Consider the following 17474-nt stretch of genomic DNA (forward strand, 5'->3'; position numbering starts at 1 on the left):
GGCATCGCGCGGGGATCGGAGCGTCCGGCCGGCGCCCCGCGCCGGCGGACGGGAGGGCGGGGACCGCCCTCCCGGGATCTGTCGGCCGCGGCGCGGCTTACTGGCCGAGGACCGGCTTGCCGTCCTTGGCGACCGACTTCCACTCGTCCTCGACCAGGCCGACGACCTTGTCGGGCAGCGGCACGTAGTCGAGGTCGGAGGCCATCTTGTCGCCGCTCTTGTAGGCCCAGCGGAAGAACTTCAGCACCTCGGCGGTGCGGGCCGCGTCGGCCGGGTTCTTGTGGACCAGGATGAAGGTCGCGGCGGTGATCGGCCAGGCCTTGGCGCCGGGCTGGTTGGTCAGCGAGATGCCGAAGCCCGGGGCGGCCTTCCAGTCCGCGTTGGCGGCAGCAGCCTGGAACGCCTCGTCGCCCGGCATCGGGTACTGGCCGTCCTTGTTCTGGATCAGCGCGACCGGCAGGTTGTTCTGCTTGGCGTAGGCGTACTCGACGTAGCCGATGGCGTTCGGGACCTGCTTGACGACGGCCGTGACGCCCTCGTTGCCCTTGCCGCCCTGGCCGGCCGGCCAGCTGACCGTGGTCGAGACGCCGAGTTCGGACTTCCAGGCCGCCGACACGTCCGACAGGTAGGTGGTGAAGATGTTGGTGGTGCCGGACGCGTCCGACCGGTAGACCGGGGTGATCGGGGCGTCGGGCAGCTTCACGCCGTCATTGAGCTTGGCGATCTTCGGGTCGGACCACTTCTTGATCTTGCCCTGGTAGATCTCGGCCAGGACCTCGCCGGTCAGCTTGACCTCGCCCGGCTTGATGCCGGCGATGTTCACCACCGGGACGACGCCGCCCATGACGGTCGGGAACTGGACCAGGCCGTCCTTGGTCAGGGTCTCGCCCTTCAGCGGCGCATCGGTGGCGCCGAAATCGACGGTCTTGGCCTGGATCTGCTTGATGCCGCCGCCCGAGCCGATCGACTGGTAGTTGAGGCCGTTGCCGGTCTCCTTGCGGTAGGCCTCGGCCCACTTGGAATAGATCGGGAACGGGAAGGTGGCGCCGGCGCCGGTGATGTCGAGGGCGAGCGCCGAGGTCGCGATCTGGGCAGTCGCGAGCCCGATGACGAGCGCGTAGGAGAAAGGCTTCACTGGGTTCTCTCCGTGTTCGGATCGGGCCGGCCCGATGCGGGGACGATTCGTCGTCCCGACATCCTGCCGTCGACGGCCGGTGAGGACGCGACCGGCCTCCCCGGGCTGCGCTGGACCCCGTCCTGATGCTTGCCAGGCCGTATGTCGTCGCGGCGCGACGGATACTCTAGGCCTCACGCCGGCCCTATGACGATCCGGTGACAGTTGGATGACAGCGCCCGCCCGGATGCGACGTTTCGGCCGCCTCGCGCGTTGGAAAGGGCGATGATCCGGCAGGGCTGCCCATCATCGCTGCCCATCACCCCTCGCCCCTCATCCACAGCAGGACGCGATCCCGTGCAGGACCTCGACACGAAGACCGATGCGGCCCGGGACGGCGAGGCGCCCGGGCACCCCGACGAGCCGGGGCGGCGGGCGCTGCTCGACCTCCATGCCGAGCGCGCCGCGCTGGAGCAGCGGCTCGCCCGCGCCGAGCAGGAGCGCCTCTACCTCGCCGATCCGGACGCCGTCGCGGCCGCGCAGGCCGAGGAGACGACCCTGCTGGCCGATCTCGACCGCATCATGACGCGCATCCGCGCCGCCGAATACCGCAGCCAGCCCGGCGCACGGACCTGGTAGGGCCCGCGGGACGCAGGCGGCCGTGACGCTCCCGCCCGCGTGCGACCACGGAGGTGGGAACCTGGGCCGTACGAGACCGTTGCCCCCGGCGACCCGGGCCGCCGGCCCGGGCGCGGCCGCGCCCTCGCGCGGCGAGCTGGAGCATTGGCGATGCGGTGGAGCGAAGGGCGGACCAGGCATGCGCCGCGCGACGGAGCGCGCGACCGGACACGGCATCGCCCGCCGCTCCGCTGACCCGCCCCGCGGCGTTGCGCACCGGTCGACAGCGCGCCGCCGCGCCCCACCTTCCCGCTTGAAGGAAGCTCCGGCGGGGTATGGCGCGCGGCCCGGACCCGCGCCGCCCCACCTCCCCGCTTCAGAACGTGAGAGTCGCATGGCGTCCACCGACAATCCCATCCTGGCCACGCCCGAGTCGAAGCCCGGCCTGCCGCCGACCGTGCAGCGCCATCTCGGCCACCAGTTGCGCGCGGCCTACGCGCCGCTCGAGACCGCGGCGACCCCGGAGGTCTTCCTCGCCCTGATCGAGCGGCTCGAGGCGGCGCTCGCCGAGCAGGGCCGGGCGGTCGAGCCGGCCTTCCGCGAGGGGATGCTGGCGGCTCTGTCGTCGCTGCGCGCCTTCGCGCTCTCGCTCACCAACAACGCCGCCCGGGCCGACGACCTCGTCCAGGACACGATCCTGCGCGCCTGGCAGAACCAGCACCGCTTCCAGCCCGGCACCAACCTGAACGCCTGGCTGTTCACCATCCTGCGCAACGCCTTCTACTCCGAGCAGCGCAAGCGGATGCGCGAGGTCCAGGACGAGGACGGTTCCTACGCCGCGCGCCTGTTCACCGCCCCCGACCAGGGCCACCGCCTCGACGTGCAGGACCTGCGCGCCGGTCTCGCCAAGCTGCCGCCCGACCAGCGCGAGGCGCTGATCCTGGTGGGTGCCGAGGGGCTGTCCTACGAGGAGGTGGCGGGCATCTGCGGCGTCGCGATCGGCACGATCAAGAGCCGCGTGAACCGCGCCCGCAACCGCCTCGCCGAACTCCTCGGCTACGGCGACGACGACCTCACCGGCGACCGCATGATGCAGTCGGCCATGGGCGAGGGCGCCTGAACGGGCGCAGCCCCGGGCGGGCGCCGGGCGGAGTCGAGACGCCCGCGCCCGCGAGTCATGAAGCTGTTATCTCAGCGGTTCTCCGCAGTTGCGGGGGTCCGGGGCGAGGGGTTAATTGGCCTTAACCTTCGGTGAGGCTCCCCCGTGACCGTCCCCAACCTGATGAAGCCCGGCGGCGGCCGCTCGCGCGCCCTCGTGCGGAGCCTCGCCCTCGGCCTGCTGCTCGGCCTCGGCGGCGTGGGGGCCGGCACCACCCTGGTGCAGGCCGCGGACGATGCCGGCGTGCTCGACTTTCTCCTCGGCGAGGTGCCGCGCAGCCTCGGCCTGCCGGCGCGCGCGCCCCGGCCCCAGGCGGCGTTGCGCGAGCGGCGGATCCGCTGGACCAGCCGCCCGGCGACCGTAGCCGTCGATGCGCCGCGCTGGGTCACCCCGGTGCACCGCCCGCAGGCGTCCCTGCCGAGATCGGCCTCGCCGCAGGCCCCGCAGCGTCCCCGCCTGCGCCTCGCGGTCGAACGGACCGACACGCCGGGCGGGGTCGCCGGCAGCCACGACCGCACCGTCTGCGTGCGCACCTGCGACGGCTACATGTTCCCGCTCGCCAACCTCGAGGGGCGCGACGCCCTGCCGGCGCATCAGGAGGCCTGCCAGGCCGCCTGCCCGGGCGCCCAGACCGCCCTCTACACGTTGCGCGCCGGCCAGGAGCTCGACCGGGCGGTCAGCCTCGACGGCCGCCCATACCGCAGCCTCGCGGCGGCCTACATCTACCGGACGCGCCAGGTGCAGAGCTGCGCCTGCCGGCCCGGCGAGGGCGGCTACGCCCGGCTGCTCCTGCGCGACGCCACCCTCCGGCCCGGCGACGCGGTGGCGGCCGGGCCCGGCCCCCGGGCCGTCGGCGCGACGATCTTCGCCGGCCGCGACCGCGCCGGGGAGGCGCGCTTCGTCGAGTTCCGCCGCGCCGGCGCCCTCTCGGCCACGGCGCGACGCGACCTCGACCGCACCCTCGACGTGACGCGCCAGGAGCGCGCCCGGGCCGAGTTCCGCCGCACCCTGGCGGCTGCCGCCAAGGGCCAAGGTCAGGGCGACGCCGGACGCCTGCGCTACGCCTCGCGCGCGGTCGGCTTTGCCGAGGTGGTGAGCGATGCCGGCTTCCTGCCGGTCCGGGTCGTGGCGCCCTCCCCGTTCCGGTAGGCGCGCAGGCCGGCCCGGCCGCCTGTTGCGGTCCGGAGACAGGGCCGGTCTTCCGCGGCTCCGCCCCCACGCGGCGCTTGCGATTCACAGGCCCGCGGGAGGACAATGTTCCGGTTCCGGCTGCTCCGGCTTCCCCCCTAACATGCTGTCGCCCGCCATGTCGCCCGCGCTCGAGAATCGTTTGCTGCAGTACCGCGAAGTCGCGGCCGTGTTTTTGAGCTCGGGCCTGTTCTTCGCAGGATTGCTCTGCTGGGCCTGGATGGTGAGCTGACGGGCTCGCGGCGAAGACCGGGCCGGGCCTCGACAGGGCGGGGCCACGCCGGCTAACCCGGACGCGTCCCCGTCCACGCCGCGTCAGGAGCCGGTCCGGTGAGCGAATCTGAGCCAACCGAGGCGGCGCCCGCCTTCCAGCGCGAGGCCCCGGCGAGCGGTCGGGTCGAGGCGGTCTCGCCGCTCGTCCGGCGTCTCGTCTGCCCCAATGCCGGGCCCTTCACCCAGAGCGGCACCTGCACGTACGTGGTCGGGCACGGCCACGTCGCGGTGATCGATCCCGGCCCGGACCACCCGGAGCACCGGGCGGCCCTGCTGGCGGCGCTCGACGGCGAGACCATCGCGGCGATCCTCGTCACCCACACCCACCGCGACCACTCACCCGGCGCCCGCCCGCTCCAGGCGGCGACCGGCGCGCCGATCGTCGGCTGCGGGCCGCACCGACCGGCCCGCGCCGTGCGCGGTCTCGAGCAGGGCCGCCTCGACGCCGCGGGCGACGCCGACCACCGGCCCGACCGGGAGCTCGCCGAGGGCGAGAGCGCGACCGGGCCGGGCTGGACCCTGACGGCGCTCGCGACCCCCGGCCACACCATGAACCACCTCGCCTTCGCCTTCGCGGAGGAGGACGCGCTGTTTTCCGGCGACCACGTCATGGCGTGGTCGACCAGCATCGTGGCACCGCCCGACGGCGCCATGGGCCCCTACATGGCCTCCCTGGAGAAGCTGCGCGGGCGGTCCGAGACGGTGTACTGGCCCGGCCATGGCGGCCCGGTGCGCGATCCCCAGCGCTTCGTGCGCGGGCTCCTCGGCCATCGCCGTGCCCGCGAGGCCGGCATCCTGGAGCGCGTGTCGGCCGGCGAGCGCACCATCTCGGGCCTCGTCGCCGCCCTCTATTCCGGCCTCGATCCGATGCTGCGGCCCGCCGCCGCCCTCTCGGTCTTCGCCCATCTCGAAGACCTGGTGGAGCGCGGCCGGATCGCGACCGACGGCCCGCCGGCGCTCGATTCCGAGTATCGGCCGGCCTGACCGCGGCGCTACCGCGTCGCGGCCGTGCGGGCGGTGAGCTTGTTGCCGTCCGGGTCGCGCAGATAGGCGACGAAGGCCCCGTTCGGTCGTTCGCTCGGCGGGCTCTCGATCGCGGTCCCGCCCTGCGCGATGCCGGCCCGGTGCCACGCGAGAACCTGGTCGCGGCTCGCGGCGGCGAGGCCGATGGTCCCGCCATTGGCCGCGGTCGCCGGGTTGCCGTCGATCGGGGTCGTGACCATCAGCCGGCCGGCCGCATGGGCATAGATCAGCCGGCCGCGGGCATCCGTCGCGCCGGGCCCGCCGCCCAGGGCGGCGAACGTGGCGTCGTAGAACAGCCGCGCCCGCGCGAGGTCGTTGCTGCCGATCATGACGTGCGTGAACATGCGTCCCCTCCGGACGGGAGCCGACCGGGCCCGAACCCGGACGGCCCCGGGCCTTCCCTCAGCCCTTCCAGTTCTTCAGGGCCGCGAACGGGCTGTCGGCAGCCGCCGATTTCGGCGGGGTGAGCACCGGCTCGACCTGGGCGACGGCGTCGGCGAGCGAGAAGGCGGTGCCGCTCGGCAGCTTGCCGCCGGCCGCGTCCTGGTGGCCGCCGCCGCGGAACAGGCGGGCGCCGTCGAGGGCGGTGCCGTTGATCGAGCGGAACGACAGGGTGCCGGTGCGCTGCACGTTGACGAGGCGCTGGGCGCGCCCGCTCGCCATCACCAGGTCGGAGACCCGCTGGAAGGTGCCGGCATCGAGGGCGAAGGACAGGAGCGTGCCGTCCGGCAGCGCGTGGAACAGCGCGTCGGAGCGGGCGAGCGCCCGGGCCATCCGCTGGCGGGTGGTGAGGCGGGGATCGTCGCTCGGCTCCTCGCGCATCAGGTCGTCGACGATCGCGCCGCGGATCGCCGGCACGGCCCGCTCCAGCTCGGCCGGGGTGGCGCCGGCCCGCAGCGTCGCCGTGGCGTCGAGGAGCAGGCGGGCCACGAAGGGATCGTGCGCCGGGTGGCCGACCGGCACCAGGGTGCCGACGTTGTCCCAAAAGATCTCGTCGAGGGCGAAGCCGCCGGGGAAGTGCGGGTCCTCCTTGCGCCACAGGTCGAGGGCGTCGACCGAGGCGACGAGCAGGGCCAGGTCCTCGGCCCGGGCCGGGTCGGGCGCCTTCGTGGCGAACAGGGCGTGATGGGTCGCGACCATCCGGGTGGCGCTCGAATTCTCGTCGATCAGCACGGTCACCGCCGGATCGCCGAGGTCGAACCGTGACAGGCGCGGGTTGTCGGCGTCGGCCTTCGGCTCCAGCCCCTGGCGGCGCATCTGGTCGATCGAGGAGGTGTGGTGGTCGAGCACCACCAGCCGGTGCGGCGCGTCGCCCTCGCGCTTGCGGTTCATGGCGGCGAAGCGGCGCAGGAACGCGATCGTCGGCTCCTCGATGCCGAGATCGGTGATCAGCACCATCTCGGCCGCCTTGGTCTTCGCCAGGCGCTTCAGCTCGTCGTCGACCACGGGCCCGACATCGCCGTAGCGCGGCACGTGCACGATGCGCGCCGGCTCGGCATGGGCCGCGACGAGGGTCGCGGCGCCGTAGCCGTCGAGGTCGTGGTGGGTGATCTGGGTCAGGCGCACGGGAAGAGGTCCAACGGTCGGTTCAGGTCGGGTCGGTCCGTCGCGGACCGGCCCTGGCGAATCCCGCCAGCATAGCGGCATCGGCGCCGTCCCGGCAGGGGGCGTGCGGGCTGGTCAGGACAGGACCGCAGGCTCGTCGGCCAGGCGCCGCAGCAGGTCGCGCAGCCAGCGATGGGCCGGATCGTCGTCGTAGGAGGCGTGCCAGAGCATCGCCACCGCCACCTCGTCGAGGGCGACCGGGGCCGGGCTCACGGTCAGCCCGAGGGTCTCGGCGAAGAGGTGCGCCAGGCGGGCATGCATGGTGGTGAGCACCGGCGCGGCGCGCACCAGGAACGGCACCGCGACGAAGCGCGGCGAGGTGGCCGCGAGGGTGCGGGCGAGGCCGAGCCTGGCCAGCGCGTCGTCCACCACGCCGTGGGCGGTCCCGCGCAGGCTGGTCAGCACGTGGGGGAAGCGCAGGTAATCGTCGAGCGAGATCGGCGGCGTCAGCCCCACCTGCGCGGCGTTGAACAGGCAGACGTAGCTGTCGCGGTAGAGCAGGCGCTGCTTGTGGTGCATCTGGCCGCGGAACGACAGGTCGACGGCGAGGTCGACCCGGTCGGCGTCGATCTCCTCCAGGATGTGGGCCCGGTCGACGGCGCGCAGGAGCAGGCTGATCCCCGGCGCCTCCCGCCGCAGATGGGCGAGGAGCCGCGTGGCGAGCAGCACCTCGGTGCTGTCGGGCAGGCTGATCGTGAAGGTGCGCACCACCGTGCGCGGATCGAACGCCTCGTCCCGGCGCACCAGGCCCTGGACCTGGCGCAGCAGCGCCCGCAGCGGCTCGGAAAGGGCGAGCGCCCGCGGGGTCGGCCGCATCCCGTCGGGCGCGCGGGTGAGGAGCTCGTCGCCGAACAGGACCCGCAGCCGCGCCAGCGCGCTGCTCATCGCCGACTGGCCGATGCCGATCCGGGCCGCCGCCCGGGTCACGCTGCGCTCGGCGAGCAGCGCGTCGAGGGCCACCAGCAGGTTGAGGTCGATCCGCGATAGATCGATATGATCAATAGTCATTATCGATGCGATCTGTTTGATCCATGCTGCACTGCAGCGCATATCACGGCCATGGATGCGGGGCCGCACCGAGCCCCGTCACGACACGGACCACGCGATCATGACCCTGTTCACGACGATGCGCACGACGCTCCTGGCCGCCGCCACGCTGGCGGCCGCCTCCGCCGCCTCCGCGCAGGACCTGCGGCCGACCGTCGCGGCGAGCCTCGATCTCGGCCCGCTCGCCGGGGTGGCCTATTACCTGCCCGAGCCCGCGGGCTACCGGGTGGTGGTGACCCTGGCCTACCGCGCGCCCACCCCCGCCACCCGGTTCGAGGCGGTGCTGGCCCCCGGCCAGAGCGTCACGGTCTCGACACCGCAGGAAGCCGGCGCCCCGGCCCGTGCGGTGGCGATCACCCGCACCGGCGATGCGGTCGCGGTGACGCCGTTGCGGGGCTGGGACACCGTCGAGGGGACCGCCTCGGTCGAGTGACGCTCCTCGAGCGCGGGCGGCGGTCAGGCCGCCCGCGACAGGTCGCCGTCGAGCCCGGCGATCACCCGCTCCAGGGCCGAAAAGCAGGCCGGGTCGAAGGCGGTACCGACGTCCTGGCGCATGATGCCCAGCGCCTTCGGGATCGGCATCGCGGCGCGGTAGGGGCGGTCCGCGGTGAGCGCGTCGAACACGTCCGCCACCGAGACGATGCGGGTTTCCGGCGCGATGGCGTCCCCCGTCAGGCCGCGGGGGTAGCCCTTGCCGTCGAGGCGCTCGTGATGGGCGCCGCCGATCCGGGCGATGGCATGGAAGGCCGCGACCCGGGCCAGGATCGTCTCCGACAGGAGGGCGTGGTTGCGCATGTCGCGCCACTCGGCGTCGTCGAGCTTGGCCGCCTTGTCGAGGATGGCGTTGGACACCCCGAGCTTGCCGACGTCGTGCAGGAGCGCCGCCCGGCGCAGCCAGCGTCGCCGCTCGGGCGCGTATCCGAGCTCGGCCGCGATCAGGTCGGCATAGACCGCGACCCGCTCGGAATGGCCGGAGGTGAAGGGGCTCTTGGCGTCGATCACCTGCGCGAAGGCGCGGGCGATGTCGTCGAGGTAGTCCTCGTCGACGACGAGGCCGGCCCGGGCCGGCTCGAGGGCGGCGACCGCATCCGCCACCGCGTCGGAGGCGAGCACGTCCCAGAAGCCCGCTCCCCGCGCCGCCCGCTCCAGGGCCGCCACCGCGTCGGGATCGAACCAGGAGCCGGCCCGGGCCCGCGCCTCGGCGAGCGCCGCCGCCGGGCCGGCGCTGGTGTGGAACACGTCGACCACCTGCGCCAGGAGCGCGATCCGGGCGTAGAGCGGGATCTCCGCCCCGGCGCGGCGGTCGGGCCGGCCCTTGCCGTTCCAATGCTCGTCGAGGGCGTGGATCGCCTCGCAGACGGCGGGCGGGAAGCGCAGCCGCGCGGCGATCTCGGCCCCGCGCTGGCAGCGGGTCTGGATCAGGTCGTCGACGATCTCGCCGCCGTTCTGCAGGATGTTGAGGACGGCCCGGAAGCGCTCGGCGAGGCCGGCCTTGAGCCCCGTATGCGAGAAGACGAAACCCAGCACCTGAGGCAGGCTGTCGCTGACCGACTTGAAGTCGCGCTTGAAGCCGATGTCGTCGGAGAGGTAGAGCTCGCAGATCCGCGCGGCGTTGCTGGAGCAGCCGAGGTCCTTCAGCATCACCGTGTAGTAGAGCTCCCACAGCCTGTCGGGATCGAGCCCCATCTCCCGGCCGACATGCATGCCGATCCAGGTGGCGCGGACGCAGTGGCCCGGCGGCTGGCCCTCGGTGAGGTCGAGGGCGTGGCTGAGCGCCCCAAGCAACTCGGACAGCGGGATGCCGGCATCGGGCGTCTCCCCGACGGCATGCAGGCTCGGCGACATCGGGCTACTCCCTCCCCTCTCGTTGCCGCCGGGATCGCATCCGGACATGAAGGATTGCTGATCAACTCACAGAGGAAAGACGAGGATCTCCCGGGGTTCAACAGCCGATCCATCGGACCACCCGCGTCAGCAGGCAGCCCGGCCGCGCGGTGTGGATGTTGACGAAGGCCGTGCGGGGATCGGCCAGCGCCCGGTCGAGGGGCGCGTTGACCTCGGCGCCGGAGCAGACGTGCCCGAGATCGTACAGGCAGAGGTCGGCCGCGTCGTAGGCCCGGATGGAGACGAGGGGGTTCGCCCGCACGATCGGGGCGACCTCGTTCACCGCCTCGGCCCGCGGGCAATCGGCGGCGTGCAGGAAGATCGGGCTCGGCGTCCAGTAGATCCCGAGCGGCCGCGGCAGGTCGTAGGAGCCGAGCAGGACGGTCTCGCCGGGCCGGGCCAGGCGCAGGCAGTGCCGGCAGGGAAACCCGCCGTCCGGCGTCGCGACGATCCGCCGGACGGCATTGCCCCGGTCGTCGCGTCCGGTGCGGCGGAAGCGGTCGGCCGTCTCCGTGGGAATCGCCTCGCAGCGGAACGGGAGCATGGAGCCGTGATTCACGGCGATGGGAGTCACGGGCACGAGGGTCGTGGCAATCGGGGTCATGGGAATCAGGGTCATGGGAATCAGGGTCATGGGAATCAGGGTCATGGCGGCACCTCCTCGGATGCGCCCTACGGCGCGGCGGCCCCCCGCCGCATCCCGCTTCTTGCGGTCGAATCGCGCCTCGTCCGGCGGCGTGCCCGTCCGCGGCCGGTGACGAGCCGGAAGCCCGCCTGCCCCGCCCCCTCCTCGATCATGTACCGTGCGGCGGACCAGAGCCCGGCCGCGACGAGGATGCCCGATGTTGACCCTGCGCCAGATCGAGGTCGCCCGCGCCGTGATGGTGACGGGCACGATCGCCGGCGCGGCCCGGCTCCTCAACGTCTCGGCGCCGGGCATCAGCCGGCTGATGAAGTACACCGAGACCTCGCTCGGCATCCGGCTGTTCGACCGGCGGGCCGGGCGCCTGGTCCCGTCCGAGCAGGCACGCCACGTCTTCGCGCAGATCAACGCGGTCTTCGACAAGGTCGAGGACCTGCGCTTCGTCCTCGAGCGTACCCAAGGAGGCGCGGGCCAGGAGCTGCTGATCGGCTCGGTGCCGTCGATCTCGCACGTGATGGTGCCCCGCGCGATCGAGCGGGTGCGGGCGGCCTATCCCCACCTCGTCATCGACATCAACATCCTCAAGCTCGAGGAGGCGATCGACTACCTGCTGCTCGGCAAGGGCGAGGTGGTGGCGATGAGCTATCGCCTCGACCACCCCGCGCTCACCTTCGAGCCGCTCGCCCGCGGCGGCCTGTTCTGCATCGTGCCGCTCGACCATCCGCTCGCCGCCCGGACCTCGATCTCGGCCGAGGAGATCGTGCGCCATCCCCTGATCGGCATCGACCCGAACGACCCCTACGGGCGGATCATGTCCGACATCTTCCGCGAGCGCGGCCTGTCCTACGGGATCACCATCCGGGCCCGGTTCGGCTCGACGGTGTGCTCGCTGGTGCGGGCGGGCCTCGGCATCGCGGTGATCGACCAGTTCACCATCGCGGACGACGCCTTCCCGGGCATCCGCGTCCTGCCGATCGACGAGGCGCCGGTCTTCGAGACCTGGATCGCCATGAAGGCCGGGACCGCGCTCAGCATGTTCGCGGGAAGCTTCGTGCGCTTCCTGCGCGAGGAGATGGCGCGGCCGGGACAGGTCGACGGCCGGTCGCCTGCCGCAAAGCCGCGCCCGATCGTAACATGATGTTACGATCGGCACGCAACTTGGTACTCAGGATGCGGGCATGGTGGAGATATCGTGCAGCCCAGGGAGAGCTCGCCACGGGCGGGCGCAACATCGAGGGGCCGCACACCATGGCTCACGGACACGCCAGACCCATCCTGCTCGGCCTGATCGGATCGCCGATCGCCCACTCCGCCTCGCCGGCGATGCACGAGGCCGCCGCCGAGGCGGTCGGTCTGCGGGCCCATTACCAGCTCATCGACGTGCCCGGGGCAGACGGCGCGCAGTTGCGCACCCTGCTGTCCGCCCTCGCGCCGATCGGATTCTCGGGCGTCAACGTCACCTTCCCGTACAAGGAACGGGTCCTGCCGCTCCTCGACGACCTGTCGCCGGGCGCGCGCGCCGTGGGCGCCGTCAACACGATCGTGGTGCGCGACGGCCGCCTCACCGGCCACAACACCGACACGACGGGCTTCGCCCGCGCCCTCATCGAGGCCTTCGGGCCGCGGCCCGAGGGTCCGGTGGCGCTGGTCGGCGCCGGCGGCGTCGGCAAGGCAGTCGCGGTGGCCCTGGCGCAGTTCGAGGGGATCGAGGTCCGCCTCGTCGACGCCGACCCGGCCAAGGCCGAGGCGGTGGCGGCCGCGCTGGCCGGCCACGCCGCCGTGCGGGTCTGCGGGAGCGTCGCGGCGGCGCTCGACGGGGCGCGGGGCGTCGTCAACGGCACTCCCGTCGGGATGCTGCCGGATCGTGGCACCCCGGTCCCGGCGGAGCTGCTGCGGCCCGGGATGTGGGTGGCCGACGCGGTCTATTCCCCGCTCTGGACGCCGTTCCTCGTCGACGCCGCGCGGATCGGCGCCCGCACGATGACCGGACGCGAGCTCGCCATCCACCAGGCCCTCGACGCCTTCGCGCTGTTCACCGGCCGCGAGGCGCCCGCCGAGGCGATGGCACGGGCCTTCGACCGCGCGGTGACCCCGCCCGCCGGCTGATGCCGGTGGGCAAGCGGGACCGCCCGCGCGCCCTGCCCTTGCGCTGCGGGGGCGGATGTGGAATTGCGCACGATGCTGCTTGATTGAGATTTACTTTACGCGATTGCCCCCGGTACATTCTTAGATAAGCAAAGCTGACCCAATGCCGCCCGGATCGTGGAAGCGGCAACGGCCACACCAACCACAGGAGGAAATCCCGATGAGTGCCGCTACGGCAGGACATCCCCACGACCGGCAACAGTCGAAGAAGGCCGCCGCGAGCGCCTGGATCGGCTCGGCGCTGGAATACTACGACTTCTTCATCTACGCGACGGCAGCCTCGCTGATCTTCCCGCAGCTGTTCTTCCCGTCCAACAACCCGACCGTGGCGATCGTGGCCTCGCTCGCCACCTACGGCGTCGGCTACGTCAGCCGGCCGATCGGCGCCTTCGTGCTCGGCCATTGGGGCGACACCCACGGCCGCAAGCAGGTGCTCGTCCTCTGCATGTTCCTGATGGGCTTCTCGACCATCGCGGTCGGGCTCCTGCCCACCTATAGCCAGGTCGGCATCCTCGCCCCGATCCTGCTCGTCATCCTGCGGCTGATCCAGGGCTTCGCCGTCGCCGGCGAGATCTCGGGCGCGAGCTCGATGACCATGGAGCACGCGCCGTTCGGCCGCCGCGGCTTCTTCGCCAGCTTCACCCTGCAGGGCGTGCAGGCCGGCCAGATCCTCGCCGCCGCGGTGTTCCTGCCGCTCGCCGCCTACATGCCGACCGAGGCGTTCAACTCCTGGGGCTGGCGCATCCCGTTCCTCCTGAGCTTCATCGTCATCATCGTCGGCTACATCATCCGCCGCGAGGTCGACGAGACCCCGGCCTTCGCCGCCGAGGAGAAGCAGGGCGAGGTCGCCCGCGCGCCGATCGTCGAGGCCTTCACCACCTCCTGGCCCGACATGCTGCGGGTGGTGTGCATGGCGCTGATGAACGTGATCCCGGTCGTCACCACCATCTTCGGCGCCGCCTACGCGGTCCAGGCCGCCTACGGCATCGGCTTCCACAAGGACGTCTACCTCTGGATCCCGGTGCTCGGGAACATCCTGGCGGTGGTGGTGATCCCGATGGTCGGCAACCTGTCGGACAAGATCGGCCGCCGCCCGCCGATCATCCTCGGCGCGCTCGGCTCCGGTCTCCTGTCCTTCGGCTACCTCTACGCGATCAGCATCGCCAACGTGCCGCTGGCGATCGTGATGTCGCTGCTCATGTGGGGCATCGTCTACCAGGGCTACAACGCGGTCTTCCCGAGCTTCTACCCCGAGCTGTTCCCGACCCGCACCCGCGTCTCCGCGATGGCGATCTCGCAGAACGTCGGCACCGCCATCACCGCGATGCTGCCGGCCCTGTTCGCCACCGTGGCGCCCCCCGGCTCGGCCAACATCCCGCTCACCATCGGCTCGATCGCCCTGGCGATCACGGCGATCTCGGCGGTCGCGGCGTTCAGCGCCCGGGAGACCTACCGCATCCCGATGAAGGACCTCGGCCAGCCCCGAGCGGTGCCGATGCCGCAGGCCGAGTACGACCGGCTGCGCAACCAGGCGATGGCCTGACGACACGAGACGGCCCGGGGCGATCCCGGGCCGGATCCGCATTCAGGAGCGGGCCGGGCGCGGGATGGCGTTCCGGCCCGCCTCGTTTCGACGGCGAGCCAGACGCCCTCGCGCGCGGATACCACCCGCGCCGGGACATCCCGATCCGGGCCCCCGGGGCGAGCGGACCGCGTTCCGCCCTGCTCGCTCGCGCCCTCTGCGTCGGGGCTCCGTGCTCCCGGCCCCGAACGACCCGCCGGGTGGCGGAACGGGGTCACGGGAGCGGGCTCGCCCCTCGAGACCATCGGCCCCTCAGAACAGGGATCCCTGCGCCTCGCTCGGTCGCTCCGGCGGCGGGGGCGCCGGCGCGTCCTCGTCCGGGCGCAGCAGGTCCGCCGCGTCGTGGCGCACGTCGTTGACCTGCCGGCTCGCCGGGGCGAGCGACAGCCACGCCTCCGGCGCCGGCCGGCACAGCGCGCTCGCCCGTCCGGCATCGACGTCCCGCATGTCGAGCCACTGATCCACGGCCTCGGGCGAGAGGATCGCCGGCATGCGCTCGTGGATGGCGGCGAGCAGCCCGTTGGCGCCGCAGGTGACGATCGCCGCGGTGTCGATCTCCGAGCCGTCGCGGCTGCTCCAGGTCTCCCACAGGCCGGCGAGCGCCATCGGCCGGCCGTCGGCGCGGCGGATCGCGTAGGGCGCCTGCCCGCGCGGGCCGCCGCGGCGCCACTCGTAGAAGCCGTCGGCGAGGAAGACGCAGCGCCGGTAGCGCAGGGCGTTGCGAAAGCTCGGCTTCTCGGCCGCGGTCTCGATCCGGGCGTTGATGACCAGCGGGAAGTCGTCCGGGTCCTTGACCCAGGCCGGCAGGAAGCCCCAGCGCATCAGCACGAAGCGCCGCCGGCCGTGCTCGGACGTCACCACGGCGACCGGCTGGGTCGGCGCCACGTTGTGGCGGGCCGGGAAGTTCGGCCGGTCGTCGTAGCCGTAGGCCTCCCGGAAGGTCTCGGGCGAGGAGGTGACGAAGAACCGGCCGCACATCTCCTTGCCCCCTACAGCCAGCGCTTCCAGCGGAAGAAGGCGTAGGGCAGGATCGCCGCCACAACCATCATCACCACCGCCATCGGGTAGCCGAAGCCCCAGTCGAGCTCCGGCATCACCTTGAAGTTCATGCCGTACATCGAGGCGATCAGGGTCGGCGGCATGAACACCACCGCCATGACCGAGAACAGCTTGATGATGTTGTTCTGCTCGAGGTTGACGAGGCCGAGCGTCGCGTCGAGCAGGAACTGGATCTTGCCGGACAGGAAGCTCGCATGCTCCTCGAGCGACTGGAGATCGCGCAGGGTGGAGCGGACCTCCTCGCGGATCTCGCGCGGCGCCTTGCTGGCCCGGTAGCTCGCCGAGAGCGAGAGCAGGATGCGCTCGACCGAGACCAGGCTCTCGCGCTGCTGCGACAAGAGCTCGTTGTGGCGGCCGAGCGCCCGCAGGGTGTCCTGCAATTCGGCGTTGCGGGCGCTCGGGTCGGTGTGCTCGGCGAAGATCTGGCGCGACAGCCGGTCGATCCGCTCGCCCTGGAGCTGGAGCACGTCGGCGGCCCGGTCGATCACGGTCTCGATCAGGCCGGCCAGGATCGCCTCGCCGGTCAGCATCACACCCGCCGGCCGCGCGGCGCGGTGGACGAACATCCGGAACGCCTGCGGATCGTCGTAGCGCACCGTGGCGAGCTTGTTGTCGCGCAGGATGAAGGTGACGCCGGTGAGCCGCGCGTCGTCGGTATCGACCCGGCACAGGAGCCGCCCGGTCATGTAGCGGGCGCCGTTCTCGACGTAGAGGAGTTCCGAGGGCTCGATGTCCTGCATCTCCTCCCGGGTCGGGATCGAGATGCCGAGGAACGCCTCGACCTTGTGGTCCTCCTGACGGGTCGGCTCGATCAGGTCGATCCAGAGCGCGTCCGGCGGGATCGGCTCCGACATCTCGAGCAGGCGGCGCTCGAGGAGCGGCTGCCCGGTGCTGGCGCAGGCATTCGGCTGATGGACGAAGATCAAGGGCGGGTCTCGGACGGCTGATGACGCGACGGAGGGGCCTTGTGGCCCGGCCGCTTGAAGGCTCCGTGACAGCTAGGTCACGGACGCCCCGCTTGTCGATGCCGCCCGATCCACAGCCGCCGGGTGTTTTCGCGCGAGACGGCGTCGCGCGGGGTCAGGGCGCCGGATCGGCGTCGCCCTCGCCGGCCGGCGGCTGGCAGACGTCGATCCACTCCGCGCCGGTCAGCGCCGCCATGCGCTCGGGCGTGATCCGCACGGCACTGTGGGGGGAGCCGGCCGCCGGCACGACCTCCTCGAAGGCCTTCAGGCTGACGTCGCAATAGACCGGCAGCGGCGTGGCGAGGCCGAACGGGCAGACGCCGCCGACGGGATGGCCGGTGATCGCCTCGACCTCCTCGGCTCCCAGCATCCTGGGCTTGACCCCGAAGGCGGCCTTGGCCTTGCGGTTGTCCAGGCGGGCGTCGCCGCGTGCCACCAGCAGCACCACCCGCTCGCCGAGGCGCAGCGACAGGGTCTTGGCGATGCGGGCCGGCTCGACGCCGTGGGCGGCGGCCGCCAGCGCCACGGTGGCGGAACTCGCCTCGGTCTCCAGCACGGTGAGATCGGGCGCGCGGGCGGCGAGGTCGGCCTTGACGGAAGCGAGGCTCATCGGGCGGCCTCGCGGGGAAACGGACAGGCGGTCACGGGGCGGGCTCTCGGATGCGAAGGATGCCGGTCAGGCTCCCCTCGCCCGGCCGGGCCGCGTGCGCAAGCCCCGGGGACGGATCCCTCTCCCGATGATCCGCAGGGGCGGTCCGACGGCACGAAGCGCGTGCCCCCGACCGTTCGGCGGAGGGGACACGCGCTCGTTCAACTCACGGGTTCGAGGCTCAGTAGCGCGGGCCGCCCGTGGTGTTGCCGAGCTGCTGCTGGTAGCCCGGGCGCGACGGGTTGCGGGCGTTCGGGTCGCCGGCGCGCATGTGGTTGCGGCGCATGTGACGGCGCATGTGGCGGTCGTGACGCTTCATGTGATGGTAGTGGTAGTGACGCCGCATGGCGACGTGCTCGACGGTCGATTCCGCGCCGGCCACGGCCGGGGCCGGGGCGGTCACGGCGGCCGAGGCCGGGGTGAGGGCGAGACCGCCCAGAACAACGCTCGCCGCCAGGGCCAGGGACAGGGACTTCATCGCGGTGCAACTCCAGCCGGTGGCCCCTCGGCCAACCCGTGC

18 protein-coding genes are annotated in these 17474 nt (G+C 72.5%); 8 read left to right on the forward strand and 10 right to left on the reverse strand.

The genetic code is table 11. From position 1 onward, the window contains the following. Positions 1 to 97 precede the first annotated feature (97 nt). Complete coding sequence (gene pstS / locus V3T34_RS28265) at positions 98 to 1135, reverse strand: phosphate ABC transporter substrate-binding protein PstS (RefSeq protein ID WP_305078334.1); 1038 nt, start codon at positions 1133 to 1135, stop codon at positions 98 to 100. A 336-nt stretch (positions 1136 to 1471) separates the two neighbouring features. Here pstS and V3T34_RS28270 point away from each other — a divergent pair, with 336 nt between their 5' ends. From V3T34_RS28270 to V3T34_RS28285, 4 genes are all read left to right on the forward strand, one after another. After that, positions 1472 to 1753, forward strand: a complete 282-nt coding sequence (locus V3T34_RS28270) for a hypothetical protein (RefSeq protein ID WP_060847933.1) — start codon at positions 1472 to 1474, stop codon at positions 1751 to 1753. 373 nt (positions 1754 to 2126) lie between these two features. Further along, entirely contained in the window at positions 2127 to 2852 is a 726-nt protein-coding gene (locus tag V3T34_RS28275; RefSeq protein ID WP_091883726.1) for a sigma-70 family RNA polymerase sigma factor, read from the forward strand. Between the two features lie 144 nt (positions 2853 to 2996). Beyond that, on the forward strand, positions 2997 to 4040 hold the full coding sequence (locus tag V3T34_RS28280; RefSeq protein WP_305078335.1) for a DUF2865 domain-containing protein: 1044 nt from the start codon (positions 2997 to 2999) through the stop codon (positions 4038 to 4040). Between the two features lie 369 nt (positions 4041 to 4409). Beyond that, positions 4410 to 5336, forward strand: a complete 927-nt coding sequence (locus V3T34_RS28285) for an MBL fold metallo-hydrolase (RefSeq protein ID WP_305078336.1) — start codon at positions 4410 to 4412, stop codon at positions 5334 to 5336. A gap of 8 nt (positions 5337 to 5344) precedes the next feature. Here the strand turns inward: V3T34_RS28285 and V3T34_RS28290 are convergent, their stop codons facing one another. The 3 genes from V3T34_RS28290 to V3T34_RS28300 form a co-directional block, all read right to left on the reverse strand. Then, positions 5345 to 5719, reverse strand: a complete 375-nt coding sequence (locus V3T34_RS28290) for a VOC family protein (protein WP_305078337.1) — start codon at positions 5717 to 5719, stop codon at positions 5345 to 5347. A gap of 58 nt (positions 5720 to 5777) precedes the next feature. Beyond that, entirely contained in the window at positions 5778 to 6941 is a 1164-nt protein-coding gene (locus tag V3T34_RS28295; RefSeq protein WP_305078338.1) for a dimethylmenaquinone methyltransferase, read from the reverse strand. 114 nt (positions 6942 to 7055) lie between these two features. Further along, a complete protein-coding gene (locus tag V3T34_RS28300) occupies positions 7056 to 7988 on the reverse strand; it encodes a LysR family transcriptional regulator (protein WP_060847939.1) in 933 nt (310 codons plus the stop codon). Positions 7989 to 8088: 100 nt separating this feature from the next. Here V3T34_RS28300 and V3T34_RS28305 point away from each other — a divergent pair, with 100 nt between their 5' ends. Next, entirely contained in the window at positions 8089 to 8460 is a 372-nt protein-coding gene (locus tag V3T34_RS28305; RefSeq protein ID WP_305078339.1) for a hypothetical protein, read from the forward strand. Positions 8461 to 8483: 23 nt separating this feature from the next. Here V3T34_RS28305 and V3T34_RS28310 read toward each other — a convergent pair whose 3' ends face one another. Continuing rightward, a complete protein-coding gene (locus V3T34_RS28310) occupies positions 8484 to 9872 on the reverse strand; it encodes an HD-GYP domain-containing protein (RefSeq protein ID WP_305078340.1) in 1389 nt (462 codons plus the stop codon). A gap of 97 nt (positions 9873 to 9969) precedes the next feature. Continuing rightward, the gene (locus tag V3T34_RS28315; protein WP_331369336.1) at positions 9970 to 10560 is read right to left on the reverse strand and encodes a DUF1203 domain-containing protein; all 591 of its coding nucleotides are present in this window, start codon (positions 10558 to 10560) and stop codon (positions 9970 to 9972) included. Positions 10561 to 10753: 193 nt separating this feature from the next. Between V3T34_RS28315 and V3T34_RS28320 the strand changes: the two genes are divergently transcribed. From V3T34_RS28320 to V3T34_RS28330, 3 genes are all read left to right on the forward strand, one after another. Continuing rightward, positions 10754 to 11692 carry a LysR family transcriptional regulator gene (locus V3T34_RS28320; protein WP_091883829.1) on the forward strand — a complete coding sequence of 313 codons (939 nt, stop codon included), beginning with the start codon at positions 10754 to 10756 and terminating at the stop codon, positions 11690 to 11692. A gap of 110 nt (positions 11693 to 11802) precedes the next feature. Beyond that, positions 11803 to 12660: a shikimate dehydrogenase gene (locus tag V3T34_RS28325; RefSeq protein WP_091883832.1), complete on the forward strand. Its 858-nt coding sequence runs from the start codon at positions 11803 to 11805 to the stop codon at positions 12658 to 12660. A 199-nt stretch (positions 12661 to 12859) separates the two neighbouring features. Continuing rightward, the gene (locus tag V3T34_RS28330) at positions 12860 to 14242 is read left to right on the forward strand and encodes an MFS transporter (protein WP_060847942.1); all 1383 of its coding nucleotides are present in this window, start codon (positions 12860 to 12862) and stop codon (positions 14240 to 14242) included. A 291-nt stretch (positions 14243 to 14533) separates the two neighbouring features. Here V3T34_RS28330 and V3T34_RS28335 read toward each other — a convergent pair whose 3' ends face one another. The 4 genes from V3T34_RS28335 to V3T34_RS28350 form a co-directional block, all read right to left on the reverse strand. Further along, positions 14534 to 15259, reverse strand: a complete 726-nt coding sequence (locus V3T34_RS28335) for an SOS response-associated peptidase (RefSeq protein WP_060847943.1) — start codon at positions 15257 to 15259, stop codon at positions 14534 to 14536. A gap of 11 nt (positions 15260 to 15270) precedes the next feature. Next, entirely contained in the window at positions 15271 to 16266 is a 996-nt protein-coding gene (locus V3T34_RS28340) for a magnesium transporter CorA family protein (RefSeq protein ID WP_060847944.1), read from the reverse strand. 154 nt (positions 16267 to 16420) lie between these two features. Then, on the reverse strand, positions 16421 to 16915 hold the full coding sequence (locus V3T34_RS28345; protein WP_091747664.1) for a YbaK/EbsC family protein: 495 nt from the start codon (positions 16913 to 16915) through the stop codon (positions 16421 to 16423). Between the two features lie 220 nt (positions 16916 to 17135). Then, the gene (locus V3T34_RS28350; protein WP_091883838.1) at positions 17136 to 17432 is read right to left on the reverse strand and encodes a hypothetical protein; all 297 of its coding nucleotides are present in this window, start codon (positions 17430 to 17432) and stop codon (positions 17136 to 17138) included. Positions 17433 to 17474: the final 42 nt, after the last annotated feature.

Origin of the sequence: Methylobacterium ajmalii (assembly GCF_036448855.1) — a bacterium.
Taxonomy (GTDB): domain Bacteria; phylum Pseudomonadota; class Alphaproteobacteria; order Rhizobiales; family Beijerinckiaceae; genus Methylobacterium; species Methylobacterium ajmalii.